The organism is Domibacillus sp. A3M-37 (genome assembly GCF_024213455.1).
Lineage (GTDB): Bacteria > Bacillota > Bacilli > Bacillales > Domibacillaceae > Domibacillus > Domibacillus tundrae.
Map to the genome: position 1 here is coordinate 84,540 of NZ_JANAVL010000005.1, position 22,533 is coordinate 107,072.

21 protein-coding genes are annotated in these 22,533 nt (G+C 41.6%); 12 read left to right on the plus strand and 9 right to left on the minus strand.

Annotated elements, in window-relative coordinates; translation table 11 throughout:
• Nucleotides 1-254: 254 nt before the first annotated feature.
• A complete protein-coding gene (locus NLX67_RS10135) occupies nt 255-1,796 on the plus strand; it encodes a sensor domain-containing diguanylate cyclase (RefSeq protein WP_254311644.1) in 1,542 nt (513 codons plus the stop codon).
• 27 nt (nt 1,797-1,823) lie between these two features.
• Nucleotides 1,824-3,962, plus strand: a complete 2,139-nt coding sequence (locus NLX67_RS10140; RefSeq protein ID WP_254311645.1) for a sensor domain-containing protein — start codon at nt 1,824-1,826, stop codon at nt 3,960-3,962.
• A gap of 113 nt (nt 3,963-4,075) precedes the next feature.
• On the opposite strand, the gene NLX67_RS10145 is transcribed toward NLX67_RS10140, so the two are convergent.
• Entirely contained in the window at nt 4,076-4,993 is a 918-nt protein-coding gene (locus NLX67_RS10145; RefSeq protein ID WP_254311646.1) for a CHAD domain-containing protein, read from the minus strand.
• Between the two features lie 192 nt (nt 4,994-5,185).
• Here NLX67_RS10145 and purT point away from each other — a divergent pair, with 192 nt between their 5' ends.
• On the plus strand, nt 5,186-6,352 hold the full coding sequence (purT, locus tag NLX67_RS10150; protein ID WP_254311647.1) for a formate-dependent phosphoribosylglycinamide formyltransferase: 1,167 nt from the start codon (nt 5,186-5,188) through the stop codon (nt 6,350-6,352).
• Nucleotides 6,353-6,387: 35 nt separating this feature from the next.
• On the opposite strand, the gene NLX67_RS10155 is transcribed toward purT, so the two are convergent.
• The gene (locus NLX67_RS10155) at nt 6,388-6,810 is read right to left on the minus strand and encodes a hypothetical protein (RefSeq protein ID WP_254311648.1); all 423 of its coding nucleotides are present in this window, start codon (nt 6,808-6,810) and stop codon (nt 6,388-6,390) included.
• Nucleotides 6,811-6,900: 90 nt separating this feature from the next.
• Complete coding sequence (locus tag NLX67_RS10160) at nt 6,901-7,473, minus strand: SLOG family protein (protein WP_309143123.1); 573 nt, start codon at nt 7,471-7,473, stop codon at nt 6,901-6,903.
• Nucleotides 7,474-7,538: 65 nt separating this feature from the next.
• Between NLX67_RS10160 and NLX67_RS10165 the strand changes: the two genes are divergently transcribed.
• On the plus strand, nt 7,539-9,419 hold the full coding sequence (locus NLX67_RS10165; protein WP_254311650.1) for an ABC-F family ATP-binding cassette domain-containing protein: 1,881 nt from the start codon (nt 7,539-7,541) through the stop codon (nt 9,417-9,419).
• Nucleotides 9,420-9,455: 36 nt separating this feature from the next.
• On the opposite strand, the gene NLX67_RS10170 is transcribed toward NLX67_RS10165, so the two are convergent.
• A complete protein-coding gene (locus NLX67_RS10170) occupies nt 9,456-10,175 on the minus strand; it encodes a hypothetical protein (protein ID WP_254311651.1) in 720 nt (239 codons plus the stop codon).
• Between the two features lie 245 nt (nt 10,176-10,420).
• Here NLX67_RS10170 and NLX67_RS10175 point away from each other — a divergent pair, with 245 nt between their 5' ends.
• The 4 genes from NLX67_RS10175 to NLX67_RS10190 all read left to right on the plus strand — a co-directional run bounded on the left by NLX67_RS10175 (nt 10,421) and on the right by NLX67_RS10190 (nt 13,090).
• Nucleotides 10,421-10,615, plus strand: coding sequence for a hypothetical protein (locus NLX67_RS10175; RefSeq protein WP_046180289.1), 195 nt, complete (start codon nt 10,421-10,423; stop codon nt 10,613-10,615).
• Between the two features lie 317 nt (nt 10,616-10,932).
• The gene (locus NLX67_RS10180) at nt 10,933-11,793 is read left to right on the plus strand and encodes a GRP family sugar transporter (protein ID WP_254311652.1); all 861 of its coding nucleotides are present in this window, start codon (nt 10,933-10,935) and stop codon (nt 11,791-11,793) included.
• A 21-nt stretch (nt 11,794-11,814) separates the two neighbouring features.
• Nucleotides 11,815-12,600 carry a glucose 1-dehydrogenase gene (locus tag NLX67_RS10185; protein WP_254311653.1) on the plus strand — a complete coding sequence of 262 codons (786 nt, stop codon included), beginning with the start codon at nt 11,815-11,817 and terminating at the stop codon, nt 12,598-12,600.
• A 160-nt stretch (nt 12,601-12,760) separates the two neighbouring features.
• Complete coding sequence (locus tag NLX67_RS10190; protein ID WP_254311654.1) at nt 12,761-13,090, plus strand: DUF1266 domain-containing protein; 330 nt, start codon at nt 12,761-12,763, stop codon at nt 13,088-13,090.
• 35 nt (nt 13,091-13,125) lie between these two features.
• On the opposite strand, the gene NLX67_RS10195 is transcribed toward NLX67_RS10190, so the two are convergent.
• Together NLX67_RS10195 and NLX67_RS10200 are read right to left on the minus strand one after the other, a co-directional pair.
• On the minus strand, nt 13,126-13,935 hold the full coding sequence (locus NLX67_RS10195) for a formate/nitrite transporter family protein (protein WP_254311655.1): 810 nt from the start codon (nt 13,933-13,935) through the stop codon (nt 13,126-13,128).
• Nucleotides 13,936-14,192: 257 nt separating this feature from the next.
• Nucleotides 14,193-14,534 carry a Na-translocating system protein MpsC family protein gene (locus tag NLX67_RS10200; protein WP_254311656.1) on the minus strand — a complete coding sequence of 114 codons (342 nt, stop codon included), beginning with the start codon at nt 14,532-14,534 and terminating at the stop codon, nt 14,193-14,195.
• 287 nt (nt 14,535-14,821) lie between these two features.
• Between NLX67_RS10200 and fdhF the strand changes: the two genes are divergently transcribed.
• The 4 genes from fdhF to NLX67_RS10220 all read left to right on the plus strand — a co-directional run bounded on the left by fdhF (nt 14,822) and on the right by NLX67_RS10220 (nt 19,895).
• On the plus strand, nt 14,822-17,758 hold the full coding sequence (gene fdhF, locus NLX67_RS10205; protein ID WP_254311657.1) for a formate dehydrogenase subunit alpha: 2,937 nt from the start codon (nt 14,822-14,824) through the stop codon (nt 17,756-17,758).
• 18 nt (nt 17,759-17,776) lie between these two features.
• Entirely contained in the window at nt 17,777-18,250 is a 474-nt protein-coding gene (locus NLX67_RS10210) for a helical membrane plugin domain-containing protein (protein ID WP_254311658.1), read from the plus strand.
• A 70-nt stretch (nt 18,251-18,320) separates the two neighbouring features.
• Nucleotides 18,321-19,373 (plus strand): P-loop NTPase, encoded by a 1,053-nt coding sequence (locus tag NLX67_RS10215; protein ID WP_256519758.1) that lies wholly within the window; start codon nt 18,321-18,323, stop codon nt 19,371-19,373.
• Between the two features lie 36 nt (nt 19,374-19,409).
• Complete coding sequence (locus NLX67_RS10220) at nt 19,410-19,895, plus strand: hypothetical protein (protein ID WP_254311659.1); 486 nt, start codon at nt 19,410-19,412, stop codon at nt 19,893-19,895.
• A gap of 134 nt (nt 19,896-20,029) precedes the next feature.
• On the opposite strand, the gene NLX67_RS10225 is transcribed toward NLX67_RS10220, so the two are convergent.
• The 3 genes from NLX67_RS10225 to NLX67_RS10235 form a co-directional block, all read right to left on the minus strand.
• On the minus strand, nt 20,030-20,662 hold the full coding sequence (locus NLX67_RS10225; protein WP_254311660.1) for a GGDEF domain-containing protein: 633 nt from the start codon (nt 20,660-20,662) through the stop codon (nt 20,030-20,032).
• Between the two features lie 179 nt (nt 20,663-20,841).
• Nucleotides 20,842-21,693: an STAS domain-containing protein gene (locus tag NLX67_RS10230; protein WP_046180278.1), complete on the minus strand. Its 852-nt coding sequence runs from the start codon at nt 21,691-21,693 to the stop codon at nt 20,842-20,844.
• Nucleotides 21,694-22,063: 370 nt separating this feature from the next.
• On the minus strand, nt 22,064-22,432 hold the full coding sequence (locus tag NLX67_RS10235) for a cytochrome-c oxidase (protein ID WP_046180277.1): 369 nt from the start codon (nt 22,430-22,432) through the stop codon (nt 22,064-22,066).
• Nucleotides 22,433-22,533 lie beyond the last annotated feature (101 nt).

The following is a 22,533-nucleotide window of genomic DNA, read 5'->3' on the forward strand; positions in this document are numbered from 1 at the left end:
TATATAATTAAATCAGCTTATTAAAAGGAAACTGTAGCAACGGCTCATTCTCTTGTTGAACTCGCAGAAGAACTGGATCATTCTACCTTGGTTTTTAAAGTAAGTTGATTTGCCATATGAAAAAATATGAACCCCAGTCCAAATATGGATTGGGGTTCATATATAAAAATAAAAGAAATTGAATGGATGATAGCAATTGAGTTAACTTTGCAGGAAATCTGCTGTTTTAATTCTATAACAGGGATGGGTGAAAGGTGAAGAGATACAAAGGAATGACGCTTCGGTTCATGATTGGTGTATTAGTACTGGTTTCTGCGTTATTAACAGCAATAGTAGGCGGTTATTCGGCTTTTAGTTCAACACGAAATTCATTGGCATTAAATCATTTGGAGAACAACTATCAATATGCCAAAAAGATTTCATCAGAAACCAATATATTATTAACCAGCATGCAGGAGAATATGAATTTTATTGCAAATAACGCCCAAGAACAAACATTAACAAAAAAAGAAACAGACCTTTTGCTGCAGGCGAATAAACAGTATTTTAATTCAATTTTTTTCGCTGATTCAAATCGGGTGATTCAACAAGTTAGCCCAACTGGTTCAGGTTTGGCCGTAGGGACCCAGTTAACTTCCGAAGTATCGATTGAGGCAGTCCAGTTGAAGAAACCATTTATTTCAGACCCTTATTTGGGGACATCAGGAAGGCTTATTCTCCTCGTTTCTTCTCCTGTTTTTGATAAAGAAGGAACATATAAAGGATTTGTAGGCGGAACGATTTATTTAGAGGAAGACAATGTGTTAAGCACTATGCTGAATGAACACTTTTATGGAAACGGCTCCTATGTGTATGTGGTCGACAGGCAGGGCCATTTAATCTTTCATCCAAATAAGAAGCGCATCAATGAATTTGTATCTGGAAATGCCATCATTCAAAAAGTAATATCAGGGAAAAGCAGCTTCGAGCAAACAAAAAATTCATTAGGAACTGAATATTTTATTGGATACTCCTATGAAAAAAGCAGTGGCTGGGGAATTGTTTCTCAAACGCCTGTTTCAGTATTAAAAGAACCGTTGAATAAATTAATTGTTTCAATGATTATGCAAGGGCTGCCATTTCTTCTTTTTATTTTGCTGATAGCATTTGGGGTTTCTTTCATCATTTCAAAGCCTCTTTATCAGCTGGCTAAATTTTCAGAAGATGCGATTGCAGACAATAAAACTGCTCCTCTTGACCGGCCAATCATTCGTTCGAGAGTATATGAAGTGCGCCAGCTTGCCCATCATATCCATAATCATTTTGACCAGTTGAATAGTGAGAATCGAATCGATGGATTAACAGGGATAGCAAACCGCAAGACATTCGAACAGGTCATGCAAGGATGGATTGAAAGCCAACTTCCTTTTTGCCTCATTTTGCTGGATATTGATCATTTTAAAAAGGTGAATGATACATTCGGGCATGTAAAAGGGGATGAGGTTTTAGTGTTTACAGCGTCTATTATGCAGAAGTTTTCTAGAGTAGAAGATGTATGCTTCCGATTTGGTGGAGAAGAGTTTGGGATTCTTGTCAAGACAGGAAACATGGAAACAGCAGCCAATTTAGCAGAACGCTTAAGAAGTGAAATCGAAACAAGTAAAAGTCCTACAGGAGGGGCTGTTACGATCTCTCTTGGTATAGCTGTTTACCCGGAAGATGCCGGGCAATCAACTGAAGTGATAGAAAAAGCGGACTTTGCTCTTTATCAATCAAAAGCAGATGGCCGAAACAAAACAACGATTTATGCAGATTGAGAAAATAGTTCTCAGGAGATGTGATGAATGGAAGAATTGAATGAAATGCCTCACCCATTAACGAAAGACGATCATTATTTGCGTGATTTTATTACTCAATTAACGGATCATAATGAAAAAAATCATGCTGAACTTTCTTTTTATCAAACCATGTTTCATACGCTGATTGAAAATGCTTCAGTAGGGATGTACATATTAGGAGATGAAACGTATTCATATGTGAATACCTATTATGCGGACCTTTTAGGCTATACAAAGTCAGAATTAACGAACGGAGACGTGCCATTGGATAAAATTATCCATCCGGATGATTTTCAAATGATACAGAAAAAGATTGAAAAAAGGAAATTAAAAGAAAAAAGTGAGGGAAGCTACAGAATTCGCAAGCTTAAAAAAGACGGCAGTTTAATTTATACTGAAATTCATTCTACAGTGGCAGAGATCGATGGGAATGTTACGTTATTTGGGACTGTGATTGATATTACAGAACGAGTGGTCGCTGAAAATCTGCTTCAGGAAAGCAATGAGCGATACGAGTCCCTCTTTCATAACAGTCCAGATGCTATTTTCACGTTTGATGACGACGGGAAATTTATTCATGCGAACCCTGCCAGTGAAACGATCACGGGCTATGCAGCAAATGAATTGTTGGAAATGTCTTTCGCGCCCCTCGTTATCCCAGAGGATCTGCCAAAAGCCATTACGCATTTTGAAAAAGCAAAGAAGGGAATATCGAGCAGTTCAGAGATCATTATTACGAAAAAAAATGGAGAGAAAATCCATTTAAATGCCACTCATTTTCCGATGAAAGTAAATGACGAAATTATCGGCACGTATGGGATCGCAAGAGACATTACGCAAAAAAATCTTCTGGACCAGCAGATGGAGCAGCTCGCTTTTTATGACACACTGACAAAATTGCCTAACCGGAAGCTGTTTGAAGATCGGCTCAGTCAAATGGTTCTTTTTTCAAGTGAGGATGGGCATTCATTTGCCGTTTTGTTTCTCGATATAGATCGTTTCAAGCTCATTAATGATTCATTAGGCCATCATATTGGCGATGAACTGTTGAAAATGTTCGCGGAAAGGCTCTTGCAAAATCTCCGAAAAACGGATACGGTCAGCCGGCTGGCTGGAGACGAATTCACCATTCTTCTGCCAGAGGTTTCTCAGGAAGAAGCGATTAAAGTGGCTGAACATATTAATCAGGTCATGAAAGAGCCCTTTGGTGTTGCCGGTCATTCAATCACTGTGTCCATAAGTATAGGGCTGGCTTTTAGCAGTGGAAAAGAAGAAAACCCTCAAGAATTAATCAGGCATGCCGATACGGCGATGTACTACACGAAAAAATATAAAAGAAACAGCTATACCATCTTTACGAAAGAAATGGATTTAAAGGCATCCTATAAACTTACCATTGAACGCGATTTAAAGAGTGCCGTTTCAAATAATGAGCTGGAATTATACTATCAGCCGATTATGGATTTAAAAACGGGAAAACTGACGGCGCTGGAAGCGTTGATTCGATGGAATCATCCGGAATTCGGGCTGATTCCGCCAAATGATTTTATCCCGGTTGCCGAGGAAAGCGGCCAGATTATCGGCATTGGGACTTGGGTACTCCAAACCGCCTGTCGTCAAAGTAAAATATGGCAGGATTCAGGAATTCCTCCCTTCAAAGTAGCCGTTAATATCTCGACGAAACAACTGCAGCAGACGGAATTTGTTGATGACGTTTTAACTATATTAGAAGAAACAAACCTAGAATCAAAATGGCTGGAGCTTGAGGTAACGGAAAGCATTTTGCTGGATGACGTAGGATTAATAAAAGAAAGCCTTTTAAAATTAAAACAAGCAGGCATTTCGATATCCATCGATGATTTTGGAACAGGCTACACCTCTTTAAGTTATTTACGGCAATATCCATTTGATAAAGTGAAAATAGACCGCTGTTTTATCGATGATATTAACAATGACTTGAATGGTAAAAGAATTACATCCGCGATCATATCATTAGCCCATAGTCTGGAAATGAATGTGGTAGGGGAAGGGATTGAAGATGAAATCCAGCTGGAGTATTTAAAAGAAGAAAACTGCGATGAAGGGCAGGGATACTTTTTTAACCGTCCTTTGCCTGCTCATTCACTGCCGTTTAACCAACGGTGAATCCCAAAAAGCTACCTGTAAATAGGCAGCTTTTTAAATCTCATTATGTGAAATAGAAAAAGGCAATTTTCTAGTGAATAACGTCCTTTTTAAAATAAACTCATTACGGTATTTTAATCGTTAGGTTGGGGCAAATCAACAGTTTCAATCATCTCTTTTAATTGAATTTTCAGTCTTTTCTTGACATATCCGATGTCTTTTTTTGAAGCATTCAGCTTGTTTCTATATTGTTTCACTTTATTCAGCCAATCCTGCACATCATTTATAGCTCCAAATTGAGTTTGTATTTTTTTATAGTACTCTTTTTCTGAAGTGAAATTTTGATCCATCAGTTCACTTAATTCCTTATAAATATACCGCAAGGATTTTGATTGGATGCGAACTTTATGCAGTGCCTCGATCGATTTTGAATTTTGTTTTCCATGCATTCTAACTGCTTTATGATAAGCATCAACTTTATGGGAAAAACGCTGTTCATATTCATTGAGTCTTTTTTCTTTTTCAAGCGTCAGAACACAGAAAGCTAACTCTTTCGATAAAAATTGCTCCCAATCATGAAAAAAGTCTGCATTCATAATGAAAGGCATTTGTGACTGGAGCTCTTTTTGAATATTTTTCCGCTTTATCGTTACTTTTTTCACCATTCCTTTATAAATTTTGTTTTCCTTTTCCCGTTTTTCAAATGCCTCAATGAAGACATCTGCTTCCCGGATGGTATTCAGTAACTTGTGAATACGCTTTATTCTAATTAGAACAGAATGTTTTTTCTTTACTTCCAAAAATTGAAGGATTGATTTTAGTTTGCGGCCACTCACACGTGCCTGATGGATGTCTTCTGAATGCCCCACCTTTACACAGCGCTTACAAAAATGTTTATAATCGTTCATTTGTTTTTGAAGCAATGCTTCCCATTGCATCATCCGTTCACCATTTCCTTCATTTAGGCACTCATCACAAATATATTCTTGTTTTATGGGAAGTAATAAATGTTCCCGTTGGCAAAAGAGACATGATTTCCTTTCATTTGTCATTATCTCGTCACCTGCTTCCATATTGTTATTTCTGTTTTCCCGCTTTTTACGAAAAAGTAACAAAACGTTTATTGACGAATAATAGTGTGTTTTTCTCTTAATATGTTCGATGTTTACGTGTTATAATGGGTTCGAATTCATGTTAAAAGCAAAAAGGAACCATAAATAACGGATATTAAGGAGAATGCTTAGATGAATGGATTACAGTCAAAAACAATCATGATGCTCGGATCGGGAGAACTTGGCAAAGAGGTCGTATTAGAAGCGCAGCGGCTCGGGGTGAAGACGATTGCTGTGGACCGTTATGAAAACGCACCGGCGATGCAAGTGGCTCATTCTTCCCATGTCATTAATATGCTTGATGGTACAGCATTACGCGCATTGATTGAGCAGGAAAAACCCGATTACATTATCCCGGAAATTGAAGCGATTGCGACGGAAACACTCATTGAGCTTGAAAAAGAAGGCTTTAACGTCGTTCCTACGGCGAAAGCGACGAATTTGACAATGGACCGGGAAGGCATTCGCCGTTTGGCAAGCGAAACACTGGGATTGCCGACAGCAAAATATGAATTCGCTAATACACTCGAAGAACTGGAAGAAGCGGTACAAAAAATCGGTACCCCATGTGTCATTAAGCCGATCATGAGCTCGTCCGGAAAAGGGCAAAGTGTCTGCCGTTCGTTTGATGATGTGGCATTGTCTTGGAATGCTGCGATGGAAGGCGGACGCGCGAAAAAAACACGTGTCATCGTAGAAGAATTTATTACATTTGAATCTGAAATTACACTGCTGACAGTTCGTTCTGTATCGGGCACCTCGTACTGCGCACCGATCGGCCACATTCAGCAGGACGGCGACTACATCGAATCATGGCAGCCTCATAATATGACGGATATACATATTGCGGAAGCAGAAGAGATTGCCAAAAAAATTACTGACGCGCTCGGCGGCTATGGCTTATTTGGTGTGGAGCTGTTTATTACAAAAGACGGCATCTACTTTAGTGAAGTGTCGCCGCGTCCGCATGATACCGGTATGGTGACGATGGTGACGCAGGACTTGTCGGAATTCGCCATTCACATTCGGGCGATTCTTGGGTACCCAATTCCTGCGATCCGTCTTCTCTCACCTGGCGCAAGCCGTACGATAAAAGCGTGGGAGGAACAATCTTCTTACGAGATCAATGGGGTTGAAAAAGCGCTGGAAACACCGGATACGCAAGTGCGTGCTTTCGGAAAACCGGAAACAAAAGTCGGCCGCCGCATGGCAGTCGTGTTAAACGCGGCAGAATCAGTGGAAAAAGCACGCGAGCAGGCGGAACAAGCTGCATCCGTTATTTCTGTAAAATATAACTAAAAAACAGGCTGTCTGGGAAACCCAGGCAGCCTGTTCTATGAAGCGTCAGATATGAGCGAAGCTAAAATCGCTTTTGTTTCCGCTATTTTTTCTTTATTACCCTGCTTCATATAGTCATGAAGCTCACTTAAATAATAGTCGAGTTCTTTATAGTGCACTTCTTTTGAAAGAGCCGCTTTTTTCTTTTCGTGCTGCTCTGCCTGTGTTGTAAATTGTATAGTCCGGTTCAGTCGGGTTAAGACATCATCATCGACAATTTTAGCATAGATAAGCTCCATCGTGTCGCGGTGACGGACGAATGCAAACTGATTATTCGCAGCGGCATGATAAACATTTAAAATCATCGTGCCCCGGTCAAAGCCCCAGAAAATTAAATAGTGCTGCTGTGCCAGCTCATGAACGATGCCTTTTAACTGGTCCTTTGACAAGTGAAGAGACAAGTTTTTATGTTCAATCATACTTGAAACCTCCTTCTGTTAAGTAAGCGTTTTCATTATCTATATTATATGCTAAAAGACCGTATTTGTTCAAGGGATCGAACTGCATAATCACCAGTCCGACCGCTCTTTATCCTGTAATTCTTCCGCTGCAACCTGTAAATCATACATGGAGACTATAAAAATTGGATAATCCCCTTTTTTAGTCCGCTTGTCTGCGGCCTCTTTTAAAAATTTAGGTGACCCTTCTTTTTCTTCATCATAAACAAGCAAAAGCGCCTCCGTGTTGTCTAATGAAAATTCATCTCTTGCCTTAAACTGCCACGGCCCGATGTATGGTTTTTTGGAAACAGCCTGGGCGAAATCCGCCTGTTCGATGATGCTTTTGTAATGTTCCTGCCGCTCTACCTTCCAGTTTTTCTCCTGTTCCAAAAACGGCATGAGCACGCCGAGCTTCAAGTCAGGAAATTCTTCTTTTAATGAAAAAACAACCTCTGCGCCCCATAATTCAATGCCTGGCTGCCCGCCAATAATCACCCATTGGAGTCCTTCATCGATCAGCGTACGCAGCTGCTGCTCAATCGCATTTTTGATGATAAAAATCCCCGGATGCTTCTGATCCCATATGCCAAGCTCATGGCTTTTATAGCCCGAAAGCAAAATCGTTTTGATCAATTGAACCACCTCGCGTCCATTATACATGGAACAATGGTAAAATGAAAAAAGACCAGCAGGAGAAGGAGAAAACTATGAACGTTTTTACTATAGAAGCATTAACAAAAACATTAGGTGAAAAAACGCTGTTTCACGATATTTCGTTTTCCATTACAGAAGGAGATAAAATTGGTGTTCTTGGCATTAACGGCACCGGAAAATCCACGCTGTTAAATGTGATTGCAGGGCTGGATGACTATGATACGGGAAAAAAAGATCATCCGAATGATTACTTGATTTCGTATTTGTCTCAAAATCTGGAATTTGATGAACGTTTGACGATTATCGATTATATGTATGCAAGCCAGTCGCCGGTTTTTACAGCTATTAAGGAATATGAACTGGCATTATTGAAGCTGCAGGAAAAACCGGAAGACGAAACGGTTCAGCAAGAATTGATGACGCGTCAACAGCGAATGGATGACCTTAACGCATGGGATACGAGCGCCGAAGCAAAAACCATTTTAATGAAACTCGGTTTGCCTGATTTCACCCGTAAGCTGTCTGAACTGTCCGGCGGCCAGAAAAAGCGGGCGGCGCTGGCGAAAACACTTATTGACACATCGGATCTGCTTATTTTGGATGAACCGACTAACCATCTGGACTACGACAGCATCAAGTGGCTGCAGGAGTATTTAAAGAAAGCGCAAAAAGCGGTTTTGTTCGTCACGCATGACCGGTATTTCCTTGATGCAGTGGCCGATAAAATTTGGGAGCTTGAGCGTGGGAAATTATATGAATATAAAGGGAACTATGCAGATTTCCTAGAGTCGAAGGCAATTCGAGAAGAAAATGAATCGCTTGAACAAAGCAAAAAAGAAAGCTTGTTTAAAAAAGAGCTCGCCTGGATGCGAAAAGGCGCCAAAGCGCGGACAACAAAACAAAAAGCCCGCATTCAGCGCTTTGAAACGCTCGATGCCGATGTGAAGAATAAAACGGAAAGCGGGTCGCTCGAAATGGATCTGGGCGGCGCTCGCCTCGGCAAAAAAGTATTAGAATTAAAAAATGTTCAAAAATCGTTTGGCAGCCAGTCTATTTTAGCTGATTTTTCATTTCTCTTTAAACGGGGAGACCGGATTGGCATTGTCGGCCACAACGGCAGCGGGAAATCGACGCTTCTAAACATCATCGCCGGACGCGAAGCCGTTGATGCAGGAGAGCTGGATCTGGGGCAGACCGTGAAAATTGGCTACTACACACAGGAAAATGAGGATATGGATGAAGGCAAACGCATGATTGAGTACATTCGTGAAACGGCGGAATCAATTCAGCTAAAAGACGGCAGCTTTATTTCCGCTGCGCAAATGCTGGAGAAGTTTTTGTTTCCGATGCATACGCACGGCACGCTTATTCGCAAGCTGTCTGGCGGGGAAAAACGGCGTCTTTATTTATTGAATATTTTAATGTCAGCCCCAAATGTCCTGCTTTTGGATGAACCGACCAATGACTTGGACACACAGACGCTGACGATTTTGGAAGAGTACCTCGAGCACTTTCCGGGCGTCGTTGTAACAGTGTCACATGACCGGTATTTTCTTGATAAAGCGTGTCATCAGCTGCTTGTTTTTAAAGGACATGGTGTTGTGGACTATTACTATGGCAGCTACTCTGACTTTCTTGAAGAAGAACAGGAGTCTCCTGCTTTAGAAGAAAAAATGAAAACAGCCGCAGCAGCACCGCCCCGTCCGGAACGAAAAAAGAAAATGTCGTACTCGGAAACACGGGAGTGGGAAACGATTGAAGACGACATGGAAGCAGCAGAAAGGCGATTAGAAGAGATCGCTGCTGAAATGGCAACAGCTGGCAGTGATTTTGAAAAATTAAACAGCCTAATGGCAGAAGAAACAGCGTTGAAAGAAAAACTTGATCATATGCTGGAGCGGTGGGAGTATCTGGCCCAAAAAGTGGAAGGATAAAAGGAAGGGCTTCCGATTTTTCGGAAGCCTTTTAAATTATCTTAAAATCGTTGCACGCCAGCCGCCGCCGCCCTGGTCACAGGTGAATTGACCGGAGGCAGTTCTGCCGTCACTCGAGAGCGTACCTCTGTAATCACAATTGTTCCCGTCGCTGCTATTTCGTCTCTCAATCCGAACATTATTTCCTTGCAGATAGATGGTCAAAACAGCCGTTACATCTCTTTGGCCGGGCTGTGTCCATCTGGCGTCAAAAACATTGCTGTTTCCGCGCCGTGTCCATACGCCGTTCCAGCCGTCTTCTTGTTCATTCCATCTTCTGCCTAACCGGTCTTGTGGCTGCGGTGGCTGCGGCTGATCACGTCGTTCAATGACCGCACTCCATGCTCCGCCACCGCGGTTGCAGACGTTTTGGCCGCTTGCGGTTCTCCCGCCAGCACCAAACGTTCCTGTGTAGGTGCAATTATTCCCATCACTGCTGTTTCGCCGTACAATTAAAACATTGTGCCCGAATGTATACATGGTCAGTACAGCTGTAATATCCGTTTGTCCTGCCATGGACCATCTTCCATCAAACACGTTGCTGTTTCCGCGCCGTGTCCATACGCCGCGCCAGCCGCCTTCCTGCACAATCCAGCGCCGTCCTAATCCGAATGACTGAGGCAGTACATCTCCCACAACTACAGGGAATGCCTCATAGGGAGAAACACCAAAAAATCCTGGATTTACTTCGGAATATGGGTACCAGTATGGATACATGCTTTTTTCTCCTCCATCTGTACAAAATTAAAAAACATCACCCTCCATCATATGTAAAATTGCAGCTGGGTGTACATGAGTCAGTTATTCATTGTAAAAGCCTTAGAGCTGAAAGGAAACTTGATCATAACCGGGAATCCCAGAAGGTTAAGTCGACAAAACTTGCTAAAAAAATCGGTTTTCGTTTGACACAATTTTCTTTTTTCGCACGGTATGATAAAAGAAAAAAAGGGTGAGTGGAAGTAATGAACCGAAATATTAACTGGTGCTGCAGCACATGTCAAAAGCCAATTCTTGCAAATGACCTGATTGCCTGGACGAAAAAAGAGACGCTCGTTCATTTGATTTGCGACGCCTCACAGCTGATGCAGGGTGTCCACTATATTGGGCGGGCGGAACAAGTGATGAATGAAGCAGTATCGGACCAGCGACAGGCTTAAAAAGAGTATAAATGAAACGCATTGCTTTATTTATTAATAGAGAACCCCTATTTCAAGTACATTTGGACTCTGCTGGTTTTTATCAGTACTCTTTCCCCCAACATAATAAACTCTATTGTATCCGCTTACACCGTCATTATTTTTGACGGTTTTTTTTATTCCATAATCCGTTTATATGGACTGGGGAACCGATCCTGATGCATAATTTTCCCCTTTCAAACAAAGGATATCTTTTGTATTGATAAAACTAATTTTGGATTGAAGGAATTGACAAAATTAAAAAAATGTCCAACAAAAGATGAACAGAGGGACTTTATATGACAACGATTTTAATTGCGCTTATTCCCGCAATTGCCTGGGGAAGTATTGTGCTTGTAAGTGTTAAATTAGGAGGCGACTCTTACAGCCAGACGCTAGGTATAACGATTGGCGCGCTGGTATTTGCATCCGGCATTTATGTATGGGCTCATCCTGTTATCAATATGACCGCATGGATAGCCGGTATTATATCCGGCCTTTTTTGGGCCGTTGGCCAGAAGAACCAGCTTGGCAGCGTCCCATATCTTGGCGTATCCAAAACGGTACCTATTTCAACCGGCATGCAGCTTGCTGCGACAACTCTTTTTGGCGTGATCGTATTTAAGGAGTGGGCGACAACTACAGCTATTTTGCTTGGCAGTGCGTCCATCATTCTTATTATTGTGGGGGTTATTCTTACCACGATGACAGGAAGTGAAAACGAAAAAGACTTGAAATCCGGCAAAAGGCGAAAAGGGATCATGCTCCTGCTTCTTTCGACGGCGGGATATCTTGGTTATGTCGTGATCATCCGCTGGTTTAACATTGATGGCTGGACGGTCATTCTGCCCCAGGCTATTGGGATGTTCGGCGGGGCCATCGTTCTTACATTTACACATAAACCATTTAACAAATATGCTGTCCGGAATACTCTTTCCGGCTTAATCTGGGGAATCGGCAACCTTGGCCTGCTCCTATCCCTGCCGCGTATAGGGGTCGCTACCAGTTTTTCTTTATCGCAGACAGGAATCGTCATTTCCACGTTTGGCGGTATTTTTCTGCTGGGGGAAAAGAAGACGAAAAAACAGCTTCTCTTTGTCATTATTGGAAGCATCTTAATCATTGCCGGCGGGGTGATGATTGGTTTCACTAAAAAATAACTCAAATATGGAGGGATGAGAATGTATAGAGATTTGGAGGGGAAAGTGGTTGTGATTACCGGTGCCTCTTCCGGACTCGGGCGGGCTATGGCCATCCGCTTTGGACAGGAAAAAGCAAAGGTCGTTGTGAATTACTTCAAAAATGAAGCAGACGGAGAAAAAGTGGTGAAAGAGGTTCAGGCGGCAGGAGGCGAAGCGATTCATGTTCAAGGGGATGTTTCTAAAGAACAGGATGTTAAAAGCCTGATCGCCAAAGCGGTCGAAACTTTTGGTGCCGTGGACATCATGATTAATAACGCGGGAATTGAAAATGAAGTACCTTCTGACAAATTACCGATAGAGGACTGGAATAGAGTCATCGAAACGAACTTGACTGGTATGTTTCTGGGATGCCGGGAGTCTATCGCCTATATGCTGGACCATAATATAAAAGGGACTGTTATCAATATGTCCAGTGTTCATGAGGTCATTCCCTGGCCGCACTTTGTCCATTATGCAGCAAGCAAAGGGGGCGTCAAGATGCTGACACAGACGCTTGCGTTAGAATACGCACCAAAAGGAATCCGTATTAACAGCATTGGTCCGGGTGCCATTGACACGCCGATTAATGCCGGAAAATTTTCCGATCCGAAAGCAAAAGCGGATGTCGAATCATTGATCCCAATGGGGTATATCGGAAAACCAGAAGAAATTGCCGCAGTGGCCGCATGGCTTGCTTCTTCAGAATCGAGTTATGTAACAGGGGTTACATTATTTGCCGATGGAGGAATGACGAAATATCCGGGCTTTCAAGCCGGCAGAGGATGAGTCAAATGAAACGACAGCGTTGGATAGTGGATTCATGAATGTTACCTACTAATAGAAAAAATAGTCAAAAGAATATTAAGTGATATATACAAACCAAAGCCGCGTTCAATGACAATTGAACGCGGCTTTACGTTTTATGTAAGTATTCTAGATTGCGGCAATGGACTATGCTTTTTGTGTTTTGCTCTGTACCCAGGCGGAGCGGGCCAGTTTTATAGGCAGCGTTGACGCTTTATATTTGAAAACGGAGGCAGCCAATAAAGCACAAAAGGAGTATACAAGCTGGCCTGAATATACAGCAGCTTTTTTAGCCGGTATCCAGTTTACAAAAGGGACAGATAAAGCTTTTCGCGAGTCAATGAAGGATAAGGAAGCATTTATCGTCAAGCTGCTGGCATCAGATCACAGCCCCTTGCAGAAAGTAGGCTGGAACACAGATCTTTTCGTATTGAAAGAGAGAAATGAGGAGAGCCGGCTCAAAATCCAGTGAAAACTGTCTTTTGAGCCGGCTCTGGTTTTATTCTTTTAAGCAGATTTTGTTCGGCTGATCATCTTTGGTTTAGTGCCGAATGAATTTTTGTAAGCAATGAAATATAATAACGAAACCAAAACGGCGCCGCCAATGACATTTCCTAGAAATACTGCGATGAAATTAGGCACATATTCAGCCCATGTGACTTGACCGGCGAAAATAGCCGCAGGAATGACAAACATATTGGCTACAACGTGCTGAAATCCAATCGCGACAAAGGCCATGACCGGAAACCAAATACCGAGAATTTTGCCGGTAAAATCTTTGCTTCCCAGTGCCAGCCAAACCGCGAGACAAACGAGCCAGTTGCATCCGATTGCAGAAATAAATGCCTGAAGGAAACTTTCATCTAATTTTGCTTGTGCGATTGCTGTTGTTTTGGCTAGAAACGGACCTTCTTCTGTTAATCCGACAATATGACCAAAGAAATAAGCCACAAAAACAGCACCAATAAAATTAGCAATTGTAACCAAAAATAAATTTCTCAGCACTTTTAAAAACGTGATTTTTTTAGAAAGCCAAGCCATCGTAACGGTCATCATATTTCCTGTTACAAGCTCAGCACCGCCTAGGATGACTAAAATGAGACCGACCGGAAAAACAGCAGCTCCTAAAAAACTGGTGAATGATCCCCATTCTTTTGGAACATTTGCGATAACACGAATGTCTAACAAAAAACCAAGAGAAATATAGGCTCCTCCTAAAAATCCAAGAATTAAAAGTGTTACTAAAGGTAAATTCGCTTTCTTTTCACCTGATTCTGAAGCCATTACCGCAATTTCTTGTGGCGAATACAAGGACATACATAACCCCTCCAAAGTAAAATAAAAAACAGCACAAAGCAACACCCTCTTTATAAAAGGATGTTGTTTGTACTGGTTAATTTTTCTACACAATTCCTATAGAATAATCAATCGAACAAATGATGGTGTTCTCGTAAATAAAATACAGTGCCTATATTTTATTCATTTGAAACACGCAAAGGCAAATCATATCCTAACATTATCTTTTGAAATTTGTCAAGGATGTGAACAATCATGATCGAATAAATGTTGACTTGTTAAGCAATCGGTTTCTCGAAAATAAAAACAGAGATCGCAATATCTTCTTCCACTTTAATATCATTAAACAAATGTACCAGTTTAGCCCCGATAAGTTCTTCTAAACCTTCAGGTATGTTTTCTTTGTACAATTCTTGTATCATAAGCGTTCGTGCATTATGAACCATTTGTTGTCCTTCTGCTGTCTGTGAAATAAACTTTTCAGACATGGTCAAATTGCCATGCATTTTCGTGATTGCCATATTTTCGATGAAATGGGTATAAATTCTTTCGGGACCTTTTCCAAATAAATCCCGTCTCACTTTTCGAATAATATCATTAAATGCCGCTTCTTTTTTCATTTCATTCACCCCTTCCAAAGAACCATTATACGTCTAAAATAACAAAACCAAAAATAAAATTATTGCCATCTTGCCTTTTTAAACAAGAAGAGTATAATTATTTCTGGAAAGAAAACAAGACAAATGGATTTCTTAATAATTTTTTGTTAAGGCTCTATTGAATGATTTTATGGCGGAATGGCAGATTAGTAGGCATATGCTAATTGGTTAATCCAGCACTATGGGCACCTTTTTGGTGTTTGTTGTGCTGGATTTTTTTATTCCCAAATAAAGAGGAGAACACGACAATGAATCAGGAATACATAAAGATTTATTTAAATAATCAAGAGTATAACGTTCAGCCAGGTACAACCATTTTAGAATCGGTTAACCAGGCAGGCCTTGAACTTCCGCAGGTGTGTTACGTTCCGGAAGTAGACCCGATCCAAACATGTGATACATGTATCGTAGAAGTAGACGGGAAGCTTGTCCGTTCTTGCGCAACAAATGTTTCAGCTGGAATGAATATTTCACTTTCATCTGATCGGGCAAAAGCTGCACAGACAGAAGGAATGGACCGGCTGCTAGAAAATCATATGCTGTACTGTACAGTATGCGACAACAACAACGGAAACTGCACGCTTCACAATACAGTTGAAATGATGGGCATTGAGCATCAGAAATATCCATTTGAACCGAAAGTAGATCCGACAGAAGTCGACATGTCTCACCCGTTTTACCGCTATGATCCAAACCAATGTATAGCGTGTGGCCAGTGTGTGGAAGTATGCCAAAACCTTCAAGTAAACGAAACGCTTTCGATCGATTGGGAAGCAGAACGCCCGCGCGTTATTTGGGATGCAGGCACAGCGATTAATGATTCTTCATGCGTGAGCTGCGGACAGTGTGTCACGGTTTGCCCTTGTAACGCATTAATGGAAAAATCAATGCTCGGTGAAGCCGGCTTTATGACAAAAATTGAACCAAATCTTCTTGAACCAATGATTGATTTGGTAAAAGATGTTGAGCCTGGATACAGCGGTATTTTTGCAGTATCCGAAATTGAAGCAGCTATGCGTGAAACAAGAACGAAAAAAACCAAAACCGTCTGTACCTTCTGCGGTGTAGGCTGCTCGTTTGAAGTATGGACAAAAGGCCGTAAAATCCTTAAAGTTCAGCCAAGCTCGAAAGCGCCTGTTAATGCAATTTCAACTTGCGTGAAAGGGAAATTCGGCTGGGATTACGTCAATAGCGAAGAACGTATTACAACTCCTTTGATCCGTCAAGGCGATGAATTTGTGGAAGCAACATGGGATGAAGCACTTGATCTTGTTGCAAGCAAGCTTGGCGGCATTAAAGAGCAGTACGGCAGCGATGCCCTCGGCTTTATCTCTTCTTCAAAAATCACGAATGAAGAAAATTACTTGATGCAAAAAATGGCACGTCAGGTATTTGAAACAAATAACGTCGATAACTGCTCACGCTACTGCCAGTCACCAGCATCATGGGGCTTGCAGCAAACAGGAGGCATTGGCGGTGACTCTGGAACAATTAAAGATATTGCGGCTGCAGGTCTTGTCATTTTAGTCGGCTGTGCGCCTGCGGAAGGACATCCGGTGCTTGCGACGCGTATTAAACGCGCGCATAAGCTGCACGGTCAAAAGTTAATTACGGTCGATTTGCGCAGACATGAAATGGCGGATCGTGCTGACATGTTTATCCGTCCAAAACAAGGGACAGATTATGTGTGGATTGCGGCTGTGGCAAAGTATATGATCGATCAAGGCTGGCATGACCAGGCATTTGTCGATGAAAAAGTAAACTTCTTTGATGACTACGTAAAAGGACTTGAACGTTTTACGCTTGAATTCGCTGAAAAAGAAACAAACATCAAGAAAGAAACATTGATTCAAATGGCGGAAATGATTCGCGATGCAGATGGAACAGCGATTTGCTGGGGAATGGGTGTCACGCAAAATAATGCCGGTTCTTATACGTCAGCCGCTATTGCGAACTTGCTTCTTGTGACAGGTAATATGGGCCGTCCAGGTGCGGGTGCGTATCCGCTTCGTGGTCATAATAATGTTCAGGGTGCGGCGGATATGGGTACAATGCCGAATATCTTCCCGGGATACCAGTCCGTGACGAACGATGACATTCGTGCAAAATTTGAAAAAGCATACGGCGTAAATATTTCACCGAAGCCAGGCCTTGATAACATTGAAATGCTCTCAGCGATTGACCAGGGCGACTTAAAAGGTATGTATATTGCCGGTGAAGATATGGCATGGGTAGATGCAGACTCGAACCATACACAGGATATGCTGGCGAAGCTTGACTTTTTAGTTGTTCAAGAAATTTTCTTTACGACGACTGCACAATTTGCGGATGTGATTTTGCCAGGTGTTCCATCATTAGAAAAAGACGGAACGTTTACCAATACAGAGCGCCGCGTACAGCGTTTGTACCAGGCTCTTGAGCCAACTGGTAACAGCAAGCAGGACTGGTGGATTCTTATGCAAATAGCGAAGCGGTTTGGCTATGAGTGGAACTATTCTCACCCGAGTGAAATTTTTGCGGAAATGGCGAGCTTAACACCATTCTTCAGCCAGTGTGATTATGATGTATTAGAAGGATGGAACAGCTTTAACTGGGGTTCACCAGACGGAAAAGATACACCGCTTTTATTTACAGATGGATTTAACTTCCCGGACAAAAAAGCGCGCTTTGCTCTGTTTGATTATGTTCCTCCGGTAGAATACCCGGCTGAATTTGATTTAACTCTTAATAATGGCCGTCTGCTTGAACAGTTCCACGAAGGAAACATGACAAATAAATCAAGCGGCATGAACAAAAAGCTGCCAAAAGTTTTCGTAGAGGTATCACCGGAACTCGCTAAAGAGCGAGGCGTGGAAAGTGGTTCACTCGTTCGCCTTTTATCTCCTTACGGTCAGATTAAGCTGAATGTATTGGTGTCGGACCGTGTTTACGGGAAAGAAATATATGTGCCTATGCACTCGAACAGTCATGAAAGTGCGGTCAACCTTCTTACTGGGAATGGATTTGATATTATTACCCATACACCAGCTTATAAACAAACGAAGGTACGGATGGAAGTACTGAGCGTTAGCGGGGAAAATCCACTGCCAAAAACAAGTCCAAGAACGAAAGAACGTCATCCTCAAAATGGGGTAGAGGCAGAACGCAAGTGGAAACGTCCTGGATATATTTCATTGGTTGACTAAACATTGGAGGTGAAAGAATTGGCAAGTCCGATTACTACGTTAAAAAAACGTGAATGGAACGAAGAAGAAATAAAGCATCAGTCGCTCAATAAACTGACAGACAGTTTAACAGAAAATGAAGAAGCCCTTCAAAAAACAATGGCCATTGTCCGTGAACTTCATGACAGCGGAATTCTTGAAGCGGCAGAATCGATGCTGAAAGCAAAGGAAAATATCGCAGAGGTAGCATTAGGGCAGGTCGGCCGAAAAGAAATGACCTCTTTAATCAACAACGCCATGGCTGCGGCCGGTATTTTAACCGCCATTGATCCGGAGCAAACAAAAAAATTGTTAGCAGGCGTTGCCATTGGTTTGGAAGATGCAAAGGAAAATAGTGATCAAAAGGTCGGCGTGATGAATTTAGTTAAAGCGCTGAAAGATCCTGATATTAATCGGGCCATCAACTTCGGTCTTCACTTCTTAAAAGGAATTGGAAAAGGATTAAAAGAATAAATGTTTAGACGGGAAGGCAGAGGATACATCTGCCTTCCCGTTATTGTGTGACTAAATAGGAGTGATTAAGATGACGACAGAACAAGTATTAAAAGCCCTTCAGCATGTTCAGGACCCTGAGCTGCATCGGTCCGTTGTGGATTTGAACATGGTTCGCAATATAAAGATTAGTGGGAACTCAATCAGTTTGGATGTAATTTTGACCATACAGGGATGTCCATTAAAAGCAAAAATTCAAGAAGACATTGAGTTTGCCTTGCGTGAAATCGGTTTGACGGATATTCAGCTTTCATTTGGAAGCATGACAGATGAAGAGCGAAAAGCATTATCTGCCACACTACGTCAGGCGGAGACAACAGAAAGCGGGATGCCCGCTTTGTTAAAACCGGACTCTGGTGTTACCTTTCTTGCAGTTACAAGCGGAAAAGGCGGAGTGGGAAAATCAACGGTGACGATTAACCTAGCTGTTTCCCTCGCGAAACTTGGCAAAAAAGTAGGCATTATCGATGCTGATATTTATGGGTTCAGTATTCCAGTGATGATGGGCATTACGGAAAAGCCGGTCATGATTGACCAAACAGCTATTCCTATCATGAGCCATGGTGTATCAGTCATGTCAATGGGCTTTTTCTCGCCTGACAACGGGCCTGTTATGTGGCGGGGGCCAATGCTAAATAAATGGATCCGAAATTTCTTAGTAAACACACACTGGGGAGAGCTGGATTACCTTCTTTTGGATCTGCCTCCAGGAACAGGGGATGTGGCAATCGACGTGGCAGCTATGATTCCGCAAGCGAAAGAAATCGTCGTGACAACCCCTCACCAGGCCGCTTCCTATGTGGCGACACGTGCCGGCGTCATGGCAAAGCATACGAAGCACGAAATCGCTGGTGTTGTGGAGAATATGTCTTACATTGAGGAAAGAGACGGAACAAAGCGATACTTATTTGGACAAGGAGGCGGTGATCAATTGGCGGAACGGCTGCAGGCCGACGTTATTGCCCGCGTTCCATTCCAGCCGGTTGATCAAGGTTTTACAACATCCATTGCCGATGAAGACAGCCCAGCAAGAGAGGCGTTTGAACTGCTGGCAGAAACAATTGACTTTACTTATAAACAGTAAGAGCGCTTGTCATTTATGATTTCATGGAGGGTCAAGATGATACGAAAAGAAAAACTGATTCCGTTACTGCAAGTCACGGAAGACATACGCGAAAAGTATTCAATGCTGAAATTTCCTAATGAAGAAGCAGTCAATCAGGCAGTTGATTATTTAAGCATATCTTCATCCGATTTATATTTTAATTCGAATGGGGAAAGTGCGCCTTTCCTTTATTATAAAAGTATTGTTATCATAGAGCTGCCCCGGCAGCTCGACATTGAAGAATTGGAACTAAATAAAACAAAACGGCAAATTAAACAGACACATGCCAGCTTGCAGCAATTTATCAATCGAAATGAATGGAAGCGGCTGTTTTTATTTATAGACCAGCGGATTTTGGCGCCGGCTTTTGATGAGCTCTTTGATGAAATTCCCAAAGAGCAGCTCTCAGAAGTCCTCTCGGCTATCAAAAAACGCTTAGGGAGATTTCCGGTGCTGAGAAATGAGAAAGCCCTGCAAATGATTGCGGATCAATTAATTTAAAAGATAAGAGTCCAATTTGATACAGTATGGTAAAGGGACTAGTGTTCAAGAACACTAGTCCCTTACATTGTTTTATTCTCTTAATGGAGTCTTTCATCATGCTTCAACCATACCTGGGCAGTTGCGCTGCCAAGTCAAGTGTTCAATTTACTTTCTTTCTTTTTCTTGTACATTTTATCATCTGCGATTTTATTTAAGTTATCTAACGTCATTCCTTCACTCGGATAATCAGCAGCCCCTATCGAAAGACTTAAATATGAAAGTTCTGAACATTTTTTTTCAATATCTTTTCTAACTTCGTTTTCTAGTTGCATAGCTATTTTTTCTGCTTCTTCCCGGCTCGTTAAAGGCAAAATGATTAAAAATTCGTCCCCACCCCATCTGGAAACAATGTCTTGTTTTCTAACAGTACGTGAAATAACCTGTACAAGATCTTTTAACGCATTATCTCCGCACTCATGTCCGCGCGTATCATTGACCACTTTGAAATTATTAACATCAATAATTAATATACTGAACATTTCATATTTAGCACATAACTTTGGAAACTGTTCGTACATATACCTTCTATTATAGACCCCTGTAAGAAAGTCTCTTTCAGATAAATACTTTACTTTGTCAAACTGCTTGCCAAAAAACCATCCTATTATGAGTGTAATAAGGATGGTTGGTATTTCTTCCACTAATGATTCGTTTAAGAAAAAAATAGAAATGCTGCCGAAAAAAATACTAACACTAACGAGTATAATCCTTCCCGTATATCTCAAGTTTCTTACCACCTAAATTTATGTCTTGTTCCCAATATAAATCATTTTATGAGAGAAATAAAGGTATCTTCATTCCTTGTTTACTATATGAGCCGGTTGTTGTTTCAAAAGAAAAAAACTATGCCTAAACCAGCCATTTCTCAAATGTAAAAGCAGGACTGCCATTACGGCAGTCCTGTTTATTTTTTGAGCTCGAATCCAATTTGATTCAGTGCCTGTTCTAAAGTCGTCACGATCAAAATATCATTCAGCTCTGCATTCATTTGGACAGTTTTCATTGCAAGGTCCGGACGAAACCCGGTCAAAATCGGCGTTACGCCAATCAATTTTAAAATGGCGGCAATTTTTAAAAGTGACGCGACTACGGTTTCATTTATGTACATAACACCGGATAAGTCAATGACAAGGTGATCAAGCCCAAGCTCTTGACTTTTAAACAGCGCCGTTTCAATGATGCTTTCCGCCCGCCGCTCATCAATATCGCCAACAACCGGCAGGATTGCGACCCCGCTCGTAATCGGCACAACCGGTGCAGCTGTTTTGTACAACTGCTGATGGGTGTAGTCCAGCTCGAGCACATAGGTCAGCAAAGAAGACATCGTTTCAAACAGCTTCACCTGCTCGTCTGAGAACGTTCGATTTTTCGTATCGAGTCCACAAATCGTTCCGTAATTTTCGCCGTCCTCATAATTAATCGGGATCGCAATAAATGTTCCCCCGCCTAAATTTTCGGTGACTTTCATGCTGCTTGTCTGTTTATCAAGCGTAACATCCGGAATGATGAGAACCCGTTCGCCATTTTGTACGCTTAAGCTGCAATAGCTTTCGTGAAATGGCAGTTCCTCTCCTTCTGAGACAAGCGTATTTTCTTTATTCAGCACTTTTACCATTCGGTTCGTTTTGCCGTCATTTCGGGCAATAAATAACGTGTTTATGTCTACAAACGCTGCCATGATTTGAAGAACACGTACTGCCGCCTCCTCGAAGTCGCGAAACTGGCTGTTATTTTGTCGGGTATATTCTGTATTCATAGAAAAGTCCTCAATTCTTCTGCAAACAATTTCATATTTCTTCTTCTATCATACCATGAGAACGAGCGATCCAAAGAAATTTAAACTTGTGTCCATATGAAAATGTATAATTCGTGCATAGGATGATTCGGATGTTTGATGTGAAAGAAGACCGCTCCATACCAGCGTATACGTACCAAGATGGCATTGATGTTAAGGCCGTGTATCACCTTTTATCGGTTGAAATTTTCTGCAACTTCCACCAAAAACCCTGTACTTATTTCAAATTAAGCACAGGGTTTTTTAGCATGAAGATAAAAATAACACGGAAGCGGATAAATTAAACTGTTTTTTCCTGTTTTTTAAACTTCCTGGATATTGCTTTGATTTTCTATTTATTCATTTGTTTGAATAGGTTTATGGCAAATAATAAAACCCCTATCACGATTAAAAGAGAGCCAATAATTGCTGCCGGCATGAAAGCAGTGTCACCAGTCCAAATTTGAAAGCTGATTGCCATCATCATAATCGGCAGGCCGATATTGTGGAACCAGAAATGAGTTTGTGCCAGCTTTGTCCGGGCAGCAGCGGGATAAAAATGATAAATAAGACCGAAAAGAGTCATTGAAACCCATCCAAGCAAATTAATGTGGGCATGTACTGAAGTTAATCTGAAATCATGAATGATACCCATCGTCATTCCAAGCAAGACACCTGCAGCAAAATAACAAACAGCAATCTTCAAATACAGCTTTTCCATCAATTCCCCTCCCTATGTCATCATATTTAGTCCTTGTTTATTATAGTAAGTGCATCAAAAGAAAGAACCTTAAGCTTTTTCTTTCTTTAAATGTTTCTGCC

Coding starts and splice junctions, on each gene's coding strand:
- NLX67_RS10235 (WP_046180277.1), bottom strand. CDS start 22,432: ATGGAAAAGCTGTATTTGAAGATTGCTGTTTGTTATTTTGCTGCAGGT.
- fdhF (WP_254311657.1), top strand. CDS start 14,822: ATGAATCAGGAATACATAAAGATTTATTTAAATAATCAAGAGTATAAC.
- NLX67_RS10170 (WP_254311651.1), bottom strand. CDS start 10,175: ATGTATCCATACTGGTACCCATATTCCGAAGTAAATCCAGGATTTTTT.
- NLX67_RS10195 (WP_254311655.1), bottom strand. CDS start 13,935: ATGTCCTTGTATTCGCCACAAGAAATTGCGGTAATGGCTTCAGAATCA.
- NLX67_RS10140 (WP_254311645.1), top strand. CDS start 1,824: ATGGAAGAATTGAATGAAATGCCTCACCCATTAACGAAAGACGATCAT.
- NLX67_RS10200 (WP_254311656.1), bottom strand. CDS start 14,534: ATGAAAAAAGAAGCGGCATTTAATGATATTATTCGAAAAGTGAGACGG.
- NLX67_RS10175 (WP_046180289.1), top strand. CDS start 10,421: ATGAACCGAAATATTAACTGGTGCTGCAGCACATGTCAAAAGCCAATT.
- NLX67_RS10220 (WP_254311659.1), top strand. CDS start 19,410: ATGATACGAAAAGAAAAACTGATTCCGTTACTGCAAGTCACGGAAGAC.
- NLX67_RS10165 (WP_254311650.1), top strand. CDS start 7,539: ATGAACGTTTTTACTATAGAAGCATTAACAAAAACATTAGGTGAAAAA.
- NLX67_RS10215 (WP_256519758.1), top strand. CDS start 18,321: ATGACGACAGAACAAGTATTAAAAGCCCTTCAGCATGTTCAGGACCCT.
- NLX67_RS10185 (WP_254311653.1), top strand. CDS start 11,815: ATGTATAGAGATTTGGAGGGGAAAGTGGTTGTGATTACCGGTGCCTCT.
- purT (WP_254311647.1), top strand. CDS start 5,186: ATGAATGGATTACAGTCAAAAACAATCATGATGCTCGGATCGGGAGAA.
- NLX67_RS10155 (WP_254311648.1), bottom strand. CDS start 6,810: ATGATTGAACATAAAAACTTGTCTCTTCACTTGTCAAAGGACCAGTTA.
- NLX67_RS10145 (WP_254311646.1), bottom strand. CDS start 4,993: ATGACAAATGAAAGGAAATCATGTCTCTTTTGCCAACGGGAACATTTA.
- NLX67_RS10190 (WP_254311654.1), top strand. CDS start 12,761: ATGGACTATGCTTTTTGTGTTTTGCTCTGTACCCAGGCGGAGCGGGCC.
- NLX67_RS10180 (WP_254311652.1), top strand. CDS start 10,933: ATGACAACGATTTTAATTGCGCTTATTCCCGCAATTGCCTGGGGAAGT.
- NLX67_RS10230 (WP_046180278.1), bottom strand. CDS start 21,693: ATGAATACAGAATATACCCGACAAAATAACAGCCAGTTTCGCGACTTC.